The organism is Kineococcus sp. NPDC059986, assembly GCF_040702905.1.
Lineage (GTDB): Bacteria > Actinomycetota > Actinomycetes > Actinomycetales > Kineococcaceae > Kineococcus.
In genome coordinates this window covers 1-16,713 of record NZ_JBFBND010000062.1, presented here as the reverse complement: position 1 = coordinate 16,713, position 16,713 = coordinate 1, and the positions used below count along the sequence as shown (strand labels likewise).

The following is a 16,713-nucleotide window of genomic DNA, read 5'->3' as shown; positions in this document are numbered from 1 at the left end:
CCCGGAGTCCCCGGGGCCGCGTCACCGCCGGCCTTGGTGCGAATCTCCATCGATCCGTCCTCTCGTGAGGTCGCCGCGTCCAGACCCGTCGGGTCCAGCGGCAGGAGTTGAGGTAGGTGCGGGTGCGCGTCGCGATGGGTCTCGCGAACGCTGAGCGACGGGCTCCCACACGTGCGGGTACCGACGTGGACGAGGACTGCCGCCTTCGGTGGCGTGGAGCCAAGCTAGCATTTCATCGTCGAAATGGGCCAGCTTCCGGAGAACTGGATCCCGGACCGTCGGCCGGCGCCTGCTGTCGGTGGACATCGCGGCGCCGGGCCTGGCGAGCCGCGGTGCCGCCGCAGCGCTCCGCGGGGGCCGAGCGTGGACGTGGGTGCCGGTGCGGCGCCCACGCGCTGCACCAGGTGGGGTCGTAGCCTGAGCTGCCATGACGGACAGGTCGGACCGCCCCGTGACCATGGCGGAGGTGGGAGCCGCCGCCGGCGTCACGGACAGGACGGTGTCCAACGTCCTCAGCGGCAAGGTCCCGGTGCGTCCCGAGACGCGCGCCGCCGTCCTGCGGGCTGTGGACGAACTCGGCTACCGCCTGAACGCGACGGCACGAGGACTGCGCACGGGCCGGACCGGGACGATCACCCTGGCGCTACCGGACATGGGCTACGACTACTTCAGTCAGCTGGCCCACGCCGTCATGACCGAGGCCGACCACTTCGGGTGGGCGGTGACCATCGTGCAGACCGGGGCCCGCCCCGAGCGCGAGCAGGCACTCCTCACCGGCACCGACCCCCAGATCAGCGACGGGCTGATCATCCAGCCGTACGCCGTGGGCCCGGAGAACGGGCACCGCGCCCTGAGGCAGCACGACCAGGCCAGGCACCGTCCACCCATCGTCCTGCTGGGCGACCGCATCATCAACGAAGCCATCGACCACGTCCTGATGGACAACACCCCCGCCGCACGAGTGGCCACCGAGCACCTCATCGCCACCGGTCGTGCGGCCATCGGCGTGATCGGCCCCGACCCTGCGGACGCCACTCCCGGTTCCGGGGCCGTCCGGCTCGAGGGGTACCGGCAGGCCCTGCGACAGGCGGGCCTGCCGTGGCGGCCCGATCTCGTCCGCCCCGCGGCCGCCTGGCGGCGCGCCGAGGGGGCCGCCGCCACCGACGAACTGCTCCAGGCCCACCCCGAGGTCGATGCTCTGTTCTGCTGCAACGACGACCTGGCCCTGGGGGCGATGTACGCCGTGCACCGTCGAGGCTTGCGCGTGCCGGAGGACGTGGCCGTCGTGGGCTTCGACAACGTCACGGCAGCCACCTTCAGCCACCCTCCGCTGACGACGATCGACTCCGGCGGGCCGCTGATCGCTCGCACCGCGGTGAAGCTCCTCGCCGAACGCCTCGATCCCACGTCCTCGGCGGCGCCGCCCCGCAAGGTCATCGCGGACTTCCACCTGGTCCAGCGCGGCAGCACGGCGGGCACCGCCGTCAGCACACCCGACGACGTCCCCCGCGGTGGCCCAGCTCCCCGGGCCTGACCACCGAGCGTCCGCGCCGCTCCCTGAGCGCCGTCGTCGTCACGAGCGAAGCCCTCGTCACTTCACGGCACCCGCCGTGATGCCGGAGATGATCTTGCGCTGGGCGAGGACGAACGTGAGCAGCAGCGGCAGGCTCATGAGCACGACGTAGGTGAAGATCAGGTGCCAGTTCTGCAGGTAGAGGCCGGCCGAGGCCACCTGGTAGAGGTTCAGCGGCAACGTGTCCAGCCGTCCGCCGACGACGAAGAACGCGTAGAAGACGTCGTTCCAGATGTAGAGGCAGATGAGGATGGTCGCGGTGGCCAGCACCGGGACGAGGAGCGGCAGGACGATCGTGACGAAGACGCGGACAGGGCCGGCGCCGTCCACCCGGGCGGCCTCCTCGAGCTCCTGCGGCACGGTGCGGACGAAACCCGTGACGAAGAAGACCACGGTGGACATGTACATCCCCGTGTAGACGCCGACCATCCCGACCACCGTCCCGGCCAGGCCGAGCTGACGCAGGAGCAGGACCACCGTCACGACCGCGGGCGGCAGGACGATGCCGGAGATCGCGAGGGCGTAGAGGACGGCAGCGAGTCGGGAGCTGCGGCGGGCCAGGACCCAGGACGCCATGGCCCCGAAGACGAGGACCAGGAACACCGAGGGCACCATGACCGCCAGCGAGCCCAGGAACGCGGTCGGGAGCTTCCCCTGCGCCCAGACCTGCTGGACGTTCTCCCACAACTGCCAGTGCGAGGGGAGGGCAGCGTTGGGGTTCAGGGCTTCGGCCCGGCTCTTGCCCGCGGTGACGACGACGATCCACAGCGGCCCGCCGACCAGGGCGAGCGCCGCGACGACGGCGACGACGGGTTGCACCCGACGCCACACCGTCGGGCGCGAGGGCCGGTGCACGCGCGAGCCACGCTGTGCTGCCCTTCCAGTGAATGCGGTGGTGGTGCTCACAGGACGTCCTCCCGGCGACGCAGCATCCCGATCACGGGGAAGGCCAGCACCACCACGACGAGGAAGAGCACGAGGCTCATCGTCGTGGCCTGCGCGAACAGTCCCTGGCCGAAGGTGCGGAAGATGAAGATGTTGAGCAGTTCGGTGGACCTGGCCGGACCACCGGCGGTGGTGGCCTGGACGATGTCGAAGCCGTTCATCGACCCCAGGAGCGCGGTCGCGACGTTGAAGGTGACCGCCGGCGCGATGAGCGGGAACCGGACGCGCCAGAAGGTCGTCCAGGGACCGGCTCCGTCGATCGTGGCTGCTTCGAGGACCTCGGCGCTGATGGTCTTCAGGCCCGCCAAGTAGATGAGCATGGGCAACCCCATCCACTTCCAGGCGTGGATGAGGGCCACGACGAGCATCGTCCACGTCGTGTTGCCCAGCCACGCCGTGTCGACGGTGTGCCCGCTGATCCCGCTCAGCAGGGAGTTCACGACACCGTCCGGCTTCAGCAGTGCCTGGAAGACGTACCCCACCGCCAGGGCGGACATGATGACCGGGATGAAGAAGACCGTCCGCGCCGCTCGGTTGACGCGGGTGTCGCGTTCCAGCAGCAGGGCGAGCAGCAACCCGAACAGGTTCTGGAACACGGCGACCAACACGGCGTAGGTCAAGGTGACCCGCAGTGCGCGCTGGATGTCCCCGCTGGACAGGAGGGTCTCGAAGTTCTTGAGGCCGACGAAGCCGATGGCCGACTTGAAGCTCGACCAGTCGGTGAACGCGTAGACGAAGTTGAACAGGGTGGGGAGGAAGAAGAAGACGGCCAGGACCGCGAACGCAGGGAAGGCGAACCACCACGGGTGGGTGGCGGCCTGGCGCCGCCGGTTCGACCGTGCGGATTCCGCCCTGTCGGACGCGCCGGCGGCGCGGCGGGGCGAGGTCGTGCGCGTGCTCATCGGTGTCCCGTCGTTCGGGGTCGTCGGTGCGATCGGGCCGGTTCTGCGCCACTGGCACAGAACCGGCCGGTACGGGTCAGAAACCCTTGATGCCCTGCGCCGCGGCCAGCTGGGCGAACTGCGCCTGGACCTGTTCGGCCACCTTCTCGGGGGTGAGCGCACCCTGGATCATCTCGCCCAGCCGCAGGTAGAGGTCGGGGTTGGCGACGGCTTCGACCTGCATCGAGCCGACGGAGGTCTTCAGAGCCTCGGCGACGGCCTTCAGCGCTTCGGGCACACCCGCCGGGGTGGCGACGTCCGGCTGCAGCGACACCGTCTTCTGGTCCTCCACGAAGGCCTGGTACCCGTCGCCGAGCCAGTAGGCGAGGAGCTGCCGGGTGGCGGCCTCCCGCTTGTCGTCACCACTGCGGAAGGCGACGAGCGCGTTGGACTGGTCGGGGATGAAGGTTCCCGTCGTGCCCTCGGTGGAGATCGGGAAGAACCCGATCTTCTGGTTCAGCTCGTCCGTCTGGGCGAGCGACTGGAGCTGGGCGAAGAACGAGTTGACCTGCATGACCATGGCTGCGCTCCCGTCGAGGAGGGCCTTGCCCTGGTCCTCGAACGTCGCCGTCTTGATGTCGGCGTTGAACATGCCCTGGTCGATGAGGTCCTTGTAGTTCTGGATGGTCGTGACCACCGCCGGGTCGGTGAACTTCTCCTGTGCGGCGTTGACGCGCTTCCACAACCCCGCCTGGGCCTGCTCTGCGAGCTGGGCCTGGACCCACCACTGCGTGGCCCACGGAGAACCGTCGTTGCCGCCCATCTCGAAGAACGGAACCTTGCCGGCCGCCTTGAGCTTCTGAGCCGCGGCCACCAGTTCCGTCCAGTCGGCCGGAGTGGCCGTGATGCCGGCGTCCTGCAGCACCTGCTTGTTGTAGTAGACCCCGATGACGGCCGGGGTCGAGATGAGCGCGGCGTAGCGGACGTCGTCGTAGATGCCCGTCAGGTCCTGGAGGGACTTCTCGGTGGCCGCGACCCAGGGGGCGCCGGTCAGCGGCTGCAGGTTCGTCTTGGCGTTGATGGACGACAGCATCGACGCGGTGGGCTGCCAGAAGGCGAGGTCCGGTTTGTCGCCCGTGGCGATCTTGGTCTGGACGCTCTGCTCGTAGGGGTCGGTGATGGTCACCACGTCGACCTTCGCACCGGTCGCCTTCTGGAAGGCCTCGACGACCACCTTGGGGACGGTGTTCGAGTTCTGGGCGGCCCAGACGGTCAGCGTCACGCCGTCGAGCTTGGTCGAGGCGCTGGGCCAGCCGGCGGGGGTCGCGTCGCCTCCGGCCGGCGCGGCGCCGGGGTCGCTGCAGGCCGCGAGGACGAGGCTGCTCGCGGCGGCCAGGGTGAAGAACGCGCGTCGGTCCATGTCGGACTCCTTCGTCACAGGGGGGTGGGGAAGAGCGGGTCGGGGAAGTTGCGAGGTCCGGGAGGACCGTCAGGCGCGAGGCCTGCGAACGCGCAGGACCCGGGCGGAGGGCTCGGTCCCTGCGGGCACCTCGAGGCGGACGCGGCCCTCCGGCGTCCGCTGCAGGTACCAGGCCACGAGGCCGTCGACGTCGCCGACGGCGACGGGGAGCCGGTCGGAGTCCTGGACCTCGAGGAGCGGTGCCGCGGCCGGGAAGGCCACGTCCACGACACCGTCCGGCAGGTCCAGGACGCAGGTCGTCGAGGGTCCGCCGCGGAACCACACGGTCACCTGGGTCTCGTCGTCGTGCTGCAGGGCGCTGGAGACCCAGGTGTCCGTCCACCCGGGCAACCCGAGGGGCCACCGGGGAACGCTGTGGGTCAACCACTCCCGGGTTCGACCGAAGACGGCGACGGCCTCGGCGACGAGGGCGTGCTGCCCGGGGGTCATGGCGTCGAGTCGACCCGACAGGTACGACCTGGCGGACAAGCCGGTGCAGAGGGTGAAGGTCATCTCCTCGGGAGACATGTCCGGCTGCGGGTAGGCCCAGTTCGCGGCCTGCTCGGGCAGGATCGCGACCAGTGCTCCGGCGGCGATGGGCGGGTAGAGCAGCGGGTTCTGCTGGTCGGAGGTCGACTGGAGTTCGGTGCGGGTGAGCATCGCGGCGTCGGCCCGCATGCCACCGGAGGCACAGTTCTCCAGCAGGAGTTCGGGGTGCCGGCGCTGCACCGCGTCGAGCCAGTCCAGGACGGCGCGGTTGTGCTGCAGGAGACCGTCCCCGACGCTGCTGGCGTCCAGGTCGGTTCCCGGTCCCGGGGTCACGTTGTAGTCGAGTTTGAGGTACCCGACCGCGAACTCGTCGACGAGCCGGTCGACGACCACGTCGAGGTGCTTGCGGGCAGCCTCGTGACGCAGGTCCAGGAGGTACCGGTCGTGCTCGACGATCCGCTGTCCGTACCGTTGCAGGAACGCGGCGGCGGGCAGTTGCTCCGCCACGGGACTGCGGACACCGACGACCTCCGGTTCGAGCCACAGACCGGGCACCATCCCCCAGAACCGGATGCGGTGCACGACCTCGCCGAGACCTCCGGGGAACCGGGTCGACGAGGGTTCCCAGGCGCCCACGGAGTCCCACCAGTCGCCGCTGTCGTCGTACCAGCCGGCGTCGATGCAGAACACCTCGGCCCCCACGTGCGCCGCTGCGTCGACCAGCGGCAGCAGCTTGGCGGTGGTCGGGTCGCCCATCAACGTGTTCATGTAGTCGTTGAACACCAGCCGCGGCGACCTCACCGCCGTCCGGCCCTGGCGAGCACGGGCGTTCGACCGGACTGCGCGCCGGTGCCGCGTGAGTTCGGCCACCGCGTCGGACCAACCGCCGACCACGACCACGACGTGCACCGGGACGGTGCGGAACGTCTCCCCCGGCGCGAGGGGCAGCGACCACCCGTGGTGGGTGTCCGTCGGACCCTGCAGCGTCAGGGCCAGCACGGCCGTGTCGTCCGGGGCCAGCCGCTCGGCCAGCTCCACCCGCCAGCCGCCGTTGTGCTCGACCTCCCACGCGAGCGCGGCCGTGCCGTCCACCGCAGCGAGCACCCCGCAGGCCGCCCGCTCCCCCGTCGACCAGCTGCCGCGGCTGTCGATCGCCCGCACACCGCGCGCGTCCTGGTGCTGGTGGATCCGCAGGTCGAGGTCGACGAGGCCCGCCTGAGCGCTGAGCGGAGTGGTCGTCCACCGGCTCTCCCCCAGCCAGTCGCTGTGACCTTCGACGGAGACGACGTCGCGAGGGCCGTGGGCACCGAGGGGCGAGGACAGTGCGAGGGACGTCACCGCCTGCAGGACGACGGTCTCCGGACCGCCGTTGGTGACCTCGACCCAGGCCCGCACGCCACTGGTCCCCGGCAGCTCCAGGACGGTCCGGACCCGCAGACCGGTGACCGCGTCCTCCTGGTCCACGACGACGCGGCGCGCCCCGGCACCCTGAGCGGGGGTGTCGACGGTCGTGACCCCGGTCGGCCGCAGACGCGCCCCGACCGTGGTGGCCGTGGTCCGCAGGTTCGCGCTGCGCCGGCCGTGACCCACGGCGAGCACCTCGACGAGGGGCTGGGCGAGCGCGCCCCCCTCCCCGACGAGACTCGCCGGGGCGTCCGGTGAGCAGTCCAGCACCACGGCGCCGGGGCCTTCCCACAGTGGCGTCCGACGCGGGGTCGCGAGCGGCGCCGTCTTCTCCTCGTTGAGCACGGCTTCATGAAAGCGTCGATCAGAGACTTGCGCAAGAGCCTCGAGGAAGCCGGGCCCGATCGGGTGATAACGATTTCATCAGTCTCAGGAGGACTGCAGGGGCGCCCTCCCGGACGACGACCGCACCACCAGGTCCGGGACCAGCCGCGTGGAGGTCGGCGGCGCCTCCCCCGACTGCACCTGCTGCAGCATGTCGAAGGCCTCGCGCCCGAGCTGGACGAAGTCCTGCCGGACCGTGGTCAGGGACGGCGTCCAGAGCTGGCCCAGGGGATGGTCGTCGAAACCCACCACGCTGATGTCCTCCGGGACCCGGCGCCCGGTGTCCTGCAGGGCTCGGATGGTCCCCATGGCGAGCTCGTCGTTGCCGCACAGGACGGCCGTGACGTCCGGGAGCGACGCCAGGTGACGGCCTGCGTCGTACCCGGACACGGGCGACCACCCCGCCTGGACGACCTGCGGGACGGGCGCGCCGGCCGCCACGAGGGCGTCGCGCCACCCCACGAGACGGGAGCTGACCCGCCCTGCCGACGGGATGGCGACGTGGTGGACCGTGCGGTGACCGAGGTCCAGGAGGTACCGCGTGGCCTTCGAAGCGCCCACTCGGTCGTCCATCGTCGCGTGCGGCATGGATTCCCACGTCGGGCCCCCCGCAGCCACCGCCACGACCGGCAACCAGGACGGCAGCGCCTGCAGCGCAGCAATTCCTGCGGGGTCGTACTCGAGCACCACCGCCCCCGCCAGGGGCTGGCTCAACGCCAGGTCCACGGCCGCGCGGACGGTCACGGGGTCGGCGGCCTCCACCACCGAGATCACGACCACGTGGCCCGCACGCCGAGCCGCCTCCTCCACGCCCTGGATCGTCAGCGAGTACCCGAGCCGCGTCGTGTTCCCGGCGATGACCGCCACCATGGCGTGCGCTCCCCCCACGAGGGCCCGAGCGGCGGCGTTGGGACGGAAGTCGAGGGCGGCGACGGCCGCCAGCACCCGTGTCTGCTTGTCCAGGCTGACCTTGGCCGTCCCGTTGAGGACCCGCGAGACGGTCGGGACGGAGACGCCCGCCTCGGCGGCGACGTCGGCGATGGTGGGGTGGCGTCGGCGCGGCGTCTCGGACACGCCGGGAGCTTACGCAGTGACGATCCGACGGGACCGTCGCCGCACGCCACGTCGGACGACCGGGTCCGTTCAGCCGAAGCGACCGGCCGAGGCTCCTTCTGGGCCGACCGCCACCGCCAGCTTCGTCGCGATGCGCCCCAGCTGTTCGACCTCGCGCGGCGTCAGGTGGTCGAAGACCAGCTCGCGCACCCGCGCGACGTGGCCCGGCGCCGCCTCCTGGACCGTCACCCAACCGTTCGGCGTCAACTGCGCCAAGGTGGTCCGGGCGTCCTGCGGATCCGGGCGGCGCACGACCCAGCCGCGGTCCTCCAGGCGGCGCACCGCTTTGGACAACCGGGGCAACGTGCTGTTGGCGGACCGCGCCAGGTCGCTCATCCGTGCCGTGTGGTGCTCGCAGCCCGACAGTTGGGCCATGAGCCCGTACTCGTAGTTGCTGATGCCGACGTCCCGCTGCAACTGCTCGTCGAGGGCCGGGTTCAACCACTCGACGACGGTCATCAACGGCAACCACGCCCGCGCCTCGTCCTCCTCCAGCCACCCCGTCCTGGGACCCATCTGCCGCACTCCTTCCCCAGCACCGTGACGCGACAAGCGTCTCACGACGACGTCCGGTGCCCCAGGAGTCGTTCACCCGCGGAGTCCGGGGCCGGTCTGCGGGCCACCCCTCGCGTCACGGCCTGGTGCAGGAGGAGTTCGAGGGTCGATCAGCGTCCGGGGTGCAGCCCGAGCACGCCGGGGCTGGGTGCGCCCTGGACCTCACCGAAGTACAGCGAGAAGGTCTGACGCCAGCGCTCCACCTCAGCCCGGTCGGCCATGAAGCGGGGGAACCCGTCCAGGTGGGCGTCGGGGTTCTTCCAGATCGGCGCGAGGTTTCCGGCGGGCCGGACGTCGGTCCGCACCGACCAGCCGTTGAACGAGGTCTGCTGCACCGGGACCGAGAGCATCCAGTTCAGGTAGAGCTTCGCCGCGGCCGGGTGGGGTGCCCCCTGGAGCAGCGCAGCTCGCTGCCCCCAGGCCATGAACGGGTGCCCGGCCGGCGTCACCCACTGCACGCCCGGAGCGAGCGGTGCGGTCAGGGAACCGGCACCGGCGACACCGATCACCTTCCTGCCCGAGGCGACGGCCTCGATGGGAGTGTTCGTCCCCCGGGCGAACTGCGGTGCCTGGGCCGCGAGACGACGCACCCAGTCCCATCCGTAGGTTTCGGCGTAGAGCTTGTACAGGTACAGCGCGGCGTCGTCGTCGTTCGGGTACGAGGACGCGATCGCGCCGCGCCAGCGCGGGTCGACCAGGTCGCGAGGCGTGGCAGGACCGCGCGATCCCAGTGACGCCTGGTGCATGTAGCTGAAGGCGTAGACGGCGACAGCGACCCACGCACCGTCCTGGTCACGGAACGACGGGTGCAGGGCACTGAACCCCGCGGGTTTGTACGGCTGCAGGACGCCCTGCTGCTTCCACCGCGTGAAGTCCTGCAGCGTCTGCAACTGCACGACGTCGGGCACGAGGGACCGGGTCGCCAGCTGGTTGTCGACGCGGACGTCGTGGTACTTGCTGTAGTCCACGACCATCGTCAGGCGGATGCCGGGGAACTGAGCCGTGAACGCCGCCTTGGTCGCGTCCTGCTGGTCCGGGGTGTCGCCCCCCGCGTAGACGACCAGCTCGCCACCCTCGCGGCGCGCCTCGGCGTACAGGGCATCGAGAGTCCTGCCCTCCTCACGAACCCGTCGCGAGGTGCCGGTCGAGCTCGCGGAGGCTGCGGGTGCGGCGAGTGCGCTCAGCGCCGTGGCGCCGAGGACGGCGCCGCCGACCTTCAGCACGCCGCGTCGGTCGATCTGGGTCATGACGAACTCCTGGGATGAGGTGGCGGGCGGCGCGTCTCGTGTCGTCCGTGTCGATTATTTCAGCGACAACAAGACTGTAGGCACCGTTCACTTGCCCAGTCAAGTGAACGAACGCGTTCGCGTCCTCCTCCCCCGCTGACGTCTCAGCGAGGAGTCAGCGTGATGCTGTCGAGTTCGGCGTACCCGACGCCTCCGCCGAAGCCCGGCGCCCCCTTGGCGAGCCGGACGACGTGGCGACCCGCCGCGAGCTGGAGCGGGACGGAGACCCTGCCGGTGGGACTGCCCCACGCACCGGTTCGCGGGTAGGAGATCGTCGTGAAGGCTCCACCGTCGTACGCGAGCCCTTGCGTGGAGGTCGTCGGTCCGCCGTTGGCGTAGCGGACGGCCATCGAGTAACTGCCCGAGGTCGGGACGTCGACGAGGAAGTCCACGAAGCTGTCGCTGCGCGCATCGCCACTGCCGTCGATGCCCCCCACGTAGGACCCGTTGGAGGCCGAGGCGGACGAGCGCGTCTGCGCGTTGACGACCGTGGCGTTCTCCGCCTCGTAAGTCTGCTGCCACGACGTGGTGGGACCGGCGGCGGGAGTGATGAGGAGCTGGTAGGCCATCTTCGCGTCCATGCCGCCGACCGGCACCGAGATGCTGCCGCCGTTGACCGGGTAGGTGGTGGACGAGACCCTCGTCGGAGCCGCGACGTCGGTGGTGCGCCCGGTACCCGGGGTGGAGCTGAGGGTGACCTGGACCGAGGAACCGAGGCCGCTCAGGCCGTTGACCTTCACGGTGTTCGAGCCGGAATCCCCGCCGAACACCACGTTCACGACCTTCCGGCTGGAGTCGTAGGACGCCACCCCGTCCAGGGAGGACTGCGGGGTGGTGCGCACGACGTTGCCGGCGCCGTCGACGTCGCGGTGGAGCAGCACGACGACGCCCTGCTGGCCGCCGTGGAACGCGTGGTCGCCGACCTGCGTGACCGTCGGACGTACGTCACCGGCGCGACGGGGTCCAGGCACCGCGACGAGGCCATCGGCGACCCCTACGAACTTCCCGCCGACCGGGCCTACGCCGAGTCGTGCGCCGCGATCGCCAGTTTCCAGCTGAACTGGCGGCTCCTCCTGGCCACGGGGTCCGTCCGGTACGCCGACGCCGCCGAGGAGGTCCTGTACAACGCCCTCGCCGCCTCCACGGCGATCTCCGGGACGGAGTTCTTCTACTCCAACCCCCTGCACCTGCGCACCGGGCACGACGGCAGCCACGAGGACGCCCCCACCCAGCGGTTGCCCTGGTACGCCTGCGCCTGCTGTCCGCCGAACGTGGCCCGCCTCCTCGCCTGTGCGCAGGACCACGTCGCCACCGCCTCGCCCGCAGGTCTTGCACTGCACCTGTTCAGCGCGGGGACCGTGAGCACCGCGGTCGGTGGAACTCCCGTCGACCTGACCGTCCGGACGTCCTACCCCTGGTCGGGCGACGTCGAGGTGGACGTCAGCACGAACGGCGAGGAGGCCTGGGAACTCGCCCTGCGGATCCCCTCCTGGTGCCGGTCCTGGCGGATCCACGTCGCCGGTGAGGTCGTCCCCGCGCGGGCCGAGGACGGGTACGTCCGCGTCCGACGGTCCTGGCGGGGGTGGTCGTCCGTGCGCCTCGAGCTCGACCTCCCGGTGCGGTGGATCGAGCCCCACCCGCACGTCGACGCGGTCCGGGGGTGCGTCGCGCTGGCGCGCGGACCGGTGGTCCACGCCCTCGAGCAGGCCGACCTGCCGGCCGGCACCGTCCTGGAGGACCTCGTGCTCCTCGGCGTCGAGGGTCCCGTCTGGGCCGGCCCCGGCGCGATCTCCCCCGTGCTGCTGCGGGCCCGGTTCGGGGTCCGGCGCAGTGACGGTCCGCTCTACCGCGACCGCAGCGACCCCCTGTCCCCCGCCGTCCAGGCGGCGGGCGAGGAACCCGACCTCGTCGACCACCTCACCGTCGACCTGGTCCCGTACCACCGGTGGGCCAACCGTGGCCCCGGCGCCATGCGCGTCTGGCTCCCCACGGCTCCCTGACGTCCCGAACCGCTCCCCGCACGTCCCGGCCTCACCCACCCCTGCTCCGCCCTGCCCTGTTTCAGAGAGGAAACACCGTGTCCACGCAGTCCTTGGAACCCACCTCCCCCACCCCGTCGCCCGTGCGGCGTCACCGCAGGACCCGAGCTGCCCTGGCCATCGCCGTCTGCGCCGCCCTGGGGCTGGCCGCCTGCGGGTCCGGTTCGGGGTCGGCGAAGGACGCCAGCGGATCGGCCGCCTCGACGTTCACCGTCTGGGACCCCTACCCCCAGTTCGACGGCTCCTCCGACTGGGGCAAGCTCGTCGCCAAGTGCGGAACGGAGGCCGGCGTCACCGTCAAGCGCACCGGCTACGACACCACCGACCTGACGAACAAGGCGATCCTCGCCGCCCAGCAGGGCGACTCCCCGGACGTGCTCGTCGTCGACAACCCCGTCGTCTCCACGCTGGCCGAAGCCGGCATCCTGACGACCACCGAGACCCTCGGGCTGGACACCAGCGGCTACGAGAAGAACATCCTCGCCGCCGGTCAGTCCGGCGGGAAGACCTACGGCGTGCCCATCGGGGCCAACACCCTCGCCCTCTACTACAACAAGGCCGTCCTGCAGGCCGCCGGCGTCGACCCCGCCGGCATCACCGACTGGACGTCGCTGACCGCAGCGCTGGCCAAGGTCACCGCGACGGGGAAGAAGGGCATCACGTTCTCGGCCATCGGCACCGAGGAAGGCAGCTTCCAGTTCCTGCCCTGGTTCTGGGGCAGCGGGGCGCAGCTGACAGACCTCGACTCCAGCCAGGGCGTCGCGGCACTGACGCTGTGGAAGGACTGGCTCGACAAGGGGTACGCACCGAACTCGGTGATCAACAACACCCAGACGACGAGCTGGCAGGAGTTCGCGACCGGGGACTACGCCTTCGGCGAGAACGGCACGTGGCAGCTGTCGAACGTGGAGAAGTCCGGCTTGGACTGGGGCGTCATCTCCATCCCGGCACAGGCCGGCGGCCAGGCGCCCGCCCCCACGGGTGGGGAGTTCGTCACGGTCCCGACGCAGAAGGACACCAGCGGGAACGCGGCGGCGAAGAAGGTCGTGGAGTGCCTCACCAGCGCGGACAACGCGTACACGACGGACACGACGCTCTCGTACATCGGCGCCACGAGCGCGGTGCAGCAGAAGCAGGCCGCCACGACGCCGGCGCTGCAGCCGTGGGTCACCGCCGTCCAGGCCGCCAAGGGCAGGACGAGCGACGACCTCGGTACGAAGTACCCCAAGATCAGCCAGGAGATGTGGAAGGGCGTGCAGTCGGCGCTCAGCGGCTCGCAGTCCCCGCAGGCCGCGATGGAGGCGGCGCAGAAGGCCGCTGCCGCGGCCCAGTGACCCGCTGACCCCTTCCGGAGCGAGGAGCCCCATGAGCACCAGCACGACCGGCCGCCACCGCACGGACGGCACCGCACCCGACGGGTCCCGGGTGACACCCCGTCCACCGCGGCGTCGATCGGCGCAGTGGGCCGCCTGGGGGTTCCTCGCTCCGGTGACGGTCTACCTCGTCGCCTTCTACGCCTACCCCCTCTACCGCAACCTCGACCTCAGCCTGCGCAACTACACCGTCGCCTCCTTCGTCAACGGCGGTGCGCCCTTCTCCGGGCTGGACAACTACCGGCGCGTCGTGGCCGACCCGACGTTCTGGCCGGCGCTCGGGCACACGCTGACCTTCACCGTCGCCTCCATCGCCGTGCAGTTCAGCCTCGGGCTCGCCCTGGCGGTGTTCTTCGCGCGCAGCTTCCCGTTGTCCACCTTCCTGCGCGCACTCTTCCTCGTGCCGTGGCTCCTACCGCTCATCGTCTCGGCCTCGACGTGGTCCTGGATGATGAACAGCGACTCCGGGGTCGTGAACTACGCCCTGCGCACCCTGCACCTGCCGACCGTCGACTGGCTCACCTCACCGCAGTGGGCCCTGCCGGCGGTGATCGTCGCCAACATCTGGATCGGCATCCCCTTCAACCTCGTCGTCCTCTACAGCGGCCTGCAGGGGATCCCGCAGGAGGTCTACGAGGCGGCGGCCCTCGACGGGGCCGGCGGGTGGCAGACGTTCTGGCGCATCACGTTCCCGCTCCTGCGTCCCGTGAGCGCCATCACGGTCCTGCTGGGGCTCGTCTACACCCTCAAGGTCTTCGACCTCATCTGGATCATGACCAAGGGCGGACCCAGCGACGCGTCGACGACGTTCGCGACCTGGTCCTACCAGCAGAGCTTCGGCTCGTTGCTGCCCCAGTTCGGGCCGGGCGCCGCCATCAGCACCCTGCTCATCCTCATGGCGCTGGCGTGCGGCCTGCTCTACCTCCGCCTGCAGAACAGGAGCCAGAACCCGTGATCACCACCCGCAGCCGCGCCAGGACGGTGGTCGGCGTCCTCCTCACGGCCGTCATGCTCTTCCCCGTCTACTGGATGCTCAACGTCTCCCTGACCCGCACCGCGGACATGCGGCGCGACCCGCCGTCCCTGCTGCCGCTCGACGGCACCCTCGACGGCTACCGCGCGGTGCTGCAGCAACAGCTGCCCTTCCTCGGGACGAGCCTGCTCGTCGCCCTGGGCACGGTCGCGCTGACCCTGGTCCTGTCGGCCCCGGCCGGGTACTCCCTGGCCAAGCTCGCCCCCCGCGGCGGTGGGGCGGTGAACTTCGCCCTGCTCGTCGCACAGATGGTGCCGGGGATCATCATGGCCATCGGGTTCTACGCCATCTACCTCTCGTTCGGCGTCCTCAACAGCCTGCCGGGCCTGGTGCTCGCCGACTCCACGATCGCCGTCCCGTTCGGGGTGCTCATCTTCGCGGCGTTCATGCGGGGGGTGCCCGACGAGCTGTTGCAGGCCGCCAAGGTCGACGGAGCCGGGACCCTGCGCACGTTCTTCTCGATCGTCCTGCCGGTGAGCCGGAACGCCGCCATCACCGTCTCCCTGTTCGCGTTCCTCTGGGCCTGGTCGGACTTCATCTTCGCCAGCACCCTCGACGGCGGCGGCTCCCTGCAGCCCATCACGCTGGGGATCTACCGCTACATCGGCAACAACAACCAGGAGTGGAACTCCATCATGGCCACGGCCGTGGTCGCGTCGGTCCCGGCGGCCGTCCTGCTGGTCGTCGCACAGCGCTACGTCTCCGCAGGGGTGGCCGCCGGGGCCGTCAAGGACTGACTACGAGACCTCTTCCAGACGGCCGTGCGCCCGGTGCTTCTGCGGCACCTCGAGGAAGGACACGAGGACGAACGCCACGGCGTACAGGCCGACGAACGTCCAGACGACGGCGGTGTTGCTGCCACCGACCCCGAGGACGACCGACACGACCGCCGAGCCGAGGAACGAGGCGCCCCCCGCTGCCGTCGTGTACATGGCCATCGCCGCACCCTTGTGGTCGGGAGCCAGCGCGGGCATGATCGCGCCCATCGGGACGAACCCGGCGAGCAGCATCCCGAAGAGGCAGCCGGCCAGCACGGACAGCACGTAGCCCCAGTCGCTGCCGGCGGGGACGAGCTGCGGGACGTACCACCAGAGCAGCAGCCCGCCGGCGGAACCGACGATGCCGAACCACTGCACGGTGCGCTGCCAGCCGATGCGGTCCCCGATGGCGCCGAAGAGGGCGTTGACGAAGATGTTCGTCGCGTAGACGCAGACGGTCATGATCAGCCAGCGGGACTGGCCCCAGCCGCGGTCGGTGGCGATGACGGCCGGCAGGACGATGAACATCCCGAACTCCGGTGCCGTGTTGATGAGCCGGACGAGGAACCCCGCCGCGATCCTGGGCCGGGTGAACGTCAACCGCAGACCGGACGTGAGCACCTGCCCGGAGGTCTCCCCCGCGGGGGCGATGCGGCGTCGGCCGCGCTCGTCGCGGACCCCGAACCAGGCGATGAGGAACCCGGCGACGACGAGGGCGATCGAGGCGACCATCGCTCCGGTCTCCCCCTGCGTCCCGCCACCGAACAGCGGGATGGCCCCGACGGCGAACAGCGATCCGAGGGTGGGCAGCCCTCCGGTGAAGGCGACGTAGAACCAGCCCACCGCCGCCCCGTTGCGTTCGGGCGGCGTCGTGATGTTCACCCAGACGAGGAACGCGAAGGCGAAGAGCGGGAAGCCGAAGCCCCGCAGCGCGTACGCCGCGGCGGCGAGGGGGAAGCTGCCGGCCTGCAGGGCCAGCAGGAACAGCACCTCGAAGACGACCCACACGCCGAACCCGACGGCCATGACGCGCCGGGGACCGAAGAGGTCCGACAGCGCCCCGGACAGGTAGCTGCCGACCAGCACGCAGAGGCTGTAGTACGTGATGATGACGGCGACGGCCTTCTCGGGCCGACCCAGGACGTCGACGAGGTGCGGGGTGAGGAAGTTCGACTCGACCCCGTTGCCCGTCATGAAGACCAGGACGCCGAGGAATCCCCAACGCAGCACGGGCGGGATGCCCAGCCGCTGCAGCCGCGACTCCTCCAGACCGCCCGACGTCGTGGTGGCGGAGGTCCTGCTCACGCCGACATCCCCGGGATCAGCGAGACCTTCACGGAGTTCGCCGAATCGGCGACGAGGTCCAGACCCTTCTGGAACTCCGACAACGGCAACTGGTGCGAACAGATCTCGTCCAACGG

Annotated in this window: 14 protein-coding genes and 1 pseudogene; 5 read left to right on the top strand and 10 right to left on the bottom strand. The window is 70.7% G+C overall.

What is annotated here, in order from left to right; all coding sequences use genetic code 11:
* The first annotated feature begins 427 nt into the window (after positions 1-427).
* Positions 428-1,534, top strand: a complete 1,107-nt coding sequence (locus AB0637_RS24435; protein ID WP_366175357.1) for a LacI family DNA-binding transcriptional regulator — start codon at positions 428-430, stop codon at positions 1,532-1,534.
* 57 nt (positions 1,535-1,591) lie between these two features.
* Here the strand turns inward: AB0637_RS24435 and AB0637_RS24430 are convergent, their stop codons facing one another.
* The 8 genes from AB0637_RS24430 to AB0637_RS24395 all read right to left on the bottom strand — a co-directional run bounded on the left by AB0637_RS24430 (position 1,592) and on the right by AB0637_RS24395 (position 10,970).
* Complete coding sequence (locus AB0637_RS24430) at positions 1,592-2,392, bottom strand: carbohydrate ABC transporter permease (RefSeq protein WP_366175356.1); 801 nt, start codon at positions 2,390-2,392, stop codon at positions 1,592-1,594.
* Between the two features lie 83 nt (positions 2,393-2,475).
* The gene (locus AB0637_RS24425) at positions 2,476-3,420 is read right to left on the bottom strand and encodes a sugar ABC transporter permease (protein WP_366175355.1); all 945 of its coding nucleotides are present in this window, start codon (positions 3,418-3,420) and stop codon (positions 2,476-2,478) included.
* A gap of 76 nt (positions 3,421-3,496) precedes the next feature.
* A complete protein-coding gene (locus AB0637_RS24420; protein ID WP_366175353.1) occupies positions 3,497-4,819 on the bottom strand; it encodes an ABC transporter substrate-binding protein in 1,323 nt (440 codons plus the stop codon).
* Between the two features lie 69 nt (positions 4,820-4,888).
* Complete coding sequence (locus tag AB0637_RS24415) at positions 4,889-7,096, bottom strand: glycoside hydrolase family 36 protein (protein ID WP_366175352.1); 2,208 nt, start codon at positions 7,094-7,096, stop codon at positions 4,889-4,891.
* An 84-nt stretch (positions 7,097-7,180) separates the two neighbouring features.
* Positions 7,181-8,209, bottom strand: coding sequence for a substrate-binding domain-containing protein (locus AB0637_RS24410; RefSeq protein ID WP_366175351.1), 1,029 nt, complete (start codon positions 8,207-8,209; stop codon positions 7,181-7,183).
* Positions 8,210-8,278: 69 nt separating this feature from the next.
* The gene (locus AB0637_RS24405; protein ID WP_366175350.1) at positions 8,279-8,764 is read right to left on the bottom strand and encodes a MarR family transcriptional regulator; all 486 of its coding nucleotides are present in this window, start codon (positions 8,762-8,764) and stop codon (positions 8,279-8,281) included.
* Positions 8,765-8,913: 149 nt separating this feature from the next.
* A complete protein-coding gene (locus tag AB0637_RS24400; RefSeq protein WP_366175348.1) occupies positions 8,914-10,050 on the bottom strand; it encodes an ABC transporter substrate-binding protein in 1,137 nt (378 codons plus the stop codon).
* Between the two features lie 143 nt (positions 10,051-10,193).
* On the bottom strand, positions 10,194-10,970 hold the full coding sequence (locus tag AB0637_RS24395) for a CBM35 domain-containing protein (RefSeq protein ID WP_366175347.1): 777 nt from the start codon (positions 10,968-10,970) through the stop codon (positions 10,194-10,196).
* On the opposite strand from AB0637_RS24395, the gene AB0637_RS24390 reads away from it, so the two are divergent.
* The 4 genes from AB0637_RS24390 to AB0637_RS24375 all read left to right on the top strand — a co-directional run bounded on the left by AB0637_RS24390 (position 10,959) and on the right by AB0637_RS24375 (position 15,271).
* The gene (locus AB0637_RS24390) at positions 10,959-12,089 is read left to right on the top strand and encodes a beta-L-arabinofuranosidase domain-containing protein (RefSeq protein ID WP_366175346.1); all 1,131 of its coding nucleotides are present in this window, start codon (positions 10,959-10,961) and stop codon (positions 12,087-12,089) included. The genes AB0637_RS24395 and AB0637_RS24390 overlap by 12 nt on opposite strands.
* A gap of 176 nt (positions 12,090-12,265) precedes the next feature.
* On the top strand, positions 12,266-13,462 hold the full coding sequence (locus AB0637_RS24385) for an extracellular solute-binding protein (RefSeq protein ID WP_366175359.1): 1,197 nt from the start codon (positions 12,266-12,268) through the stop codon (positions 13,460-13,462).
* Positions 13,463-13,493: 31 nt separating this feature from the next.
* On the top strand, positions 13,494-14,456 hold the full coding sequence (locus tag AB0637_RS24380) for a sugar ABC transporter permease (RefSeq protein WP_366175345.1): 963 nt from the start codon (positions 13,494-13,496) through the stop codon (positions 14,454-14,456).
* Between the two features lie 53 nt (positions 14,457-14,509).
* Positions 14,510-15,271 carry a carbohydrate ABC transporter permease gene (locus AB0637_RS24375; RefSeq protein WP_366175358.1) on the top strand — a complete coding sequence of 254 codons (762 nt, stop codon included), beginning with the start codon at positions 14,510-14,512 and terminating at the stop codon, positions 15,269-15,271.
* On the opposite strand, the gene AB0637_RS24370 is transcribed toward AB0637_RS24375, so the two are convergent.
* On the bottom strand, positions 15,272-16,597 hold the full coding sequence (locus tag AB0637_RS24370) for an MFS transporter (RefSeq protein WP_366175344.1): 1,326 nt from the start codon (positions 16,595-16,597) through the stop codon (positions 15,272-15,274).
* A pseudogene (locus tag AB0637_RS24365) lies at positions 16,594-16,713 on the bottom strand (erythritol/L-threitol dehydrogenase); the annotation flags it as partial. The pseudogene AB0637_RS24365 and the gene AB0637_RS24370, both read right to left, overlap by 4 nt.

What these genes read in the sequence shown, in the direction of transcription:
- AB0637_RS24400 (WP_366175348.1), bottom strand. Translation starts at nt 10,050, where the DNA reads ATGACCCAGATCGACCGACGCGGCGTGCTGAAGGTCGGCGGCGCCGTC.
- AB0637_RS24405 (WP_366175350.1), bottom strand. Translation starts at nt 8,764, where the DNA reads ATGGGTCCCAGGACGGGGTGGCTGGAGGAGGACGAGGCGCGGGCGTGG.
- AB0637_RS24435 (WP_366175357.1), top strand. Translation starts at nt 428, where the DNA reads ATGACGGACAGGTCGGACCGCCCCGTGACCATGGCGGAGGTGGGAGCC.
- AB0637_RS24375 (WP_366175358.1), top strand. Translation starts at nt 14,510, where the DNA reads ATGCTCTTCCCCGTCTACTGGATGCTCAACGTCTCCCTGACCCGCACC.
- AB0637_RS24425 (WP_366175355.1), bottom strand. Translation starts at nt 3,420, where the DNA reads ATGAGCACGCGCACGACCTCGCCCCGCCGCGCCGCCGGCGCGTCCGAC.
- AB0637_RS24420 (WP_366175353.1), bottom strand. Translation starts at nt 4,819, where the DNA reads ATGGACCGACGCGCGTTCTTCACCCTGGCCGCCGCGAGCAGCCTCGTC.
- AB0637_RS24380 (WP_366175345.1), top strand. Translation starts at nt 13,494, where the DNA reads ATGAGCACCAGCACGACCGGCCGCCACCGCACGGACGGCACCGCACCC.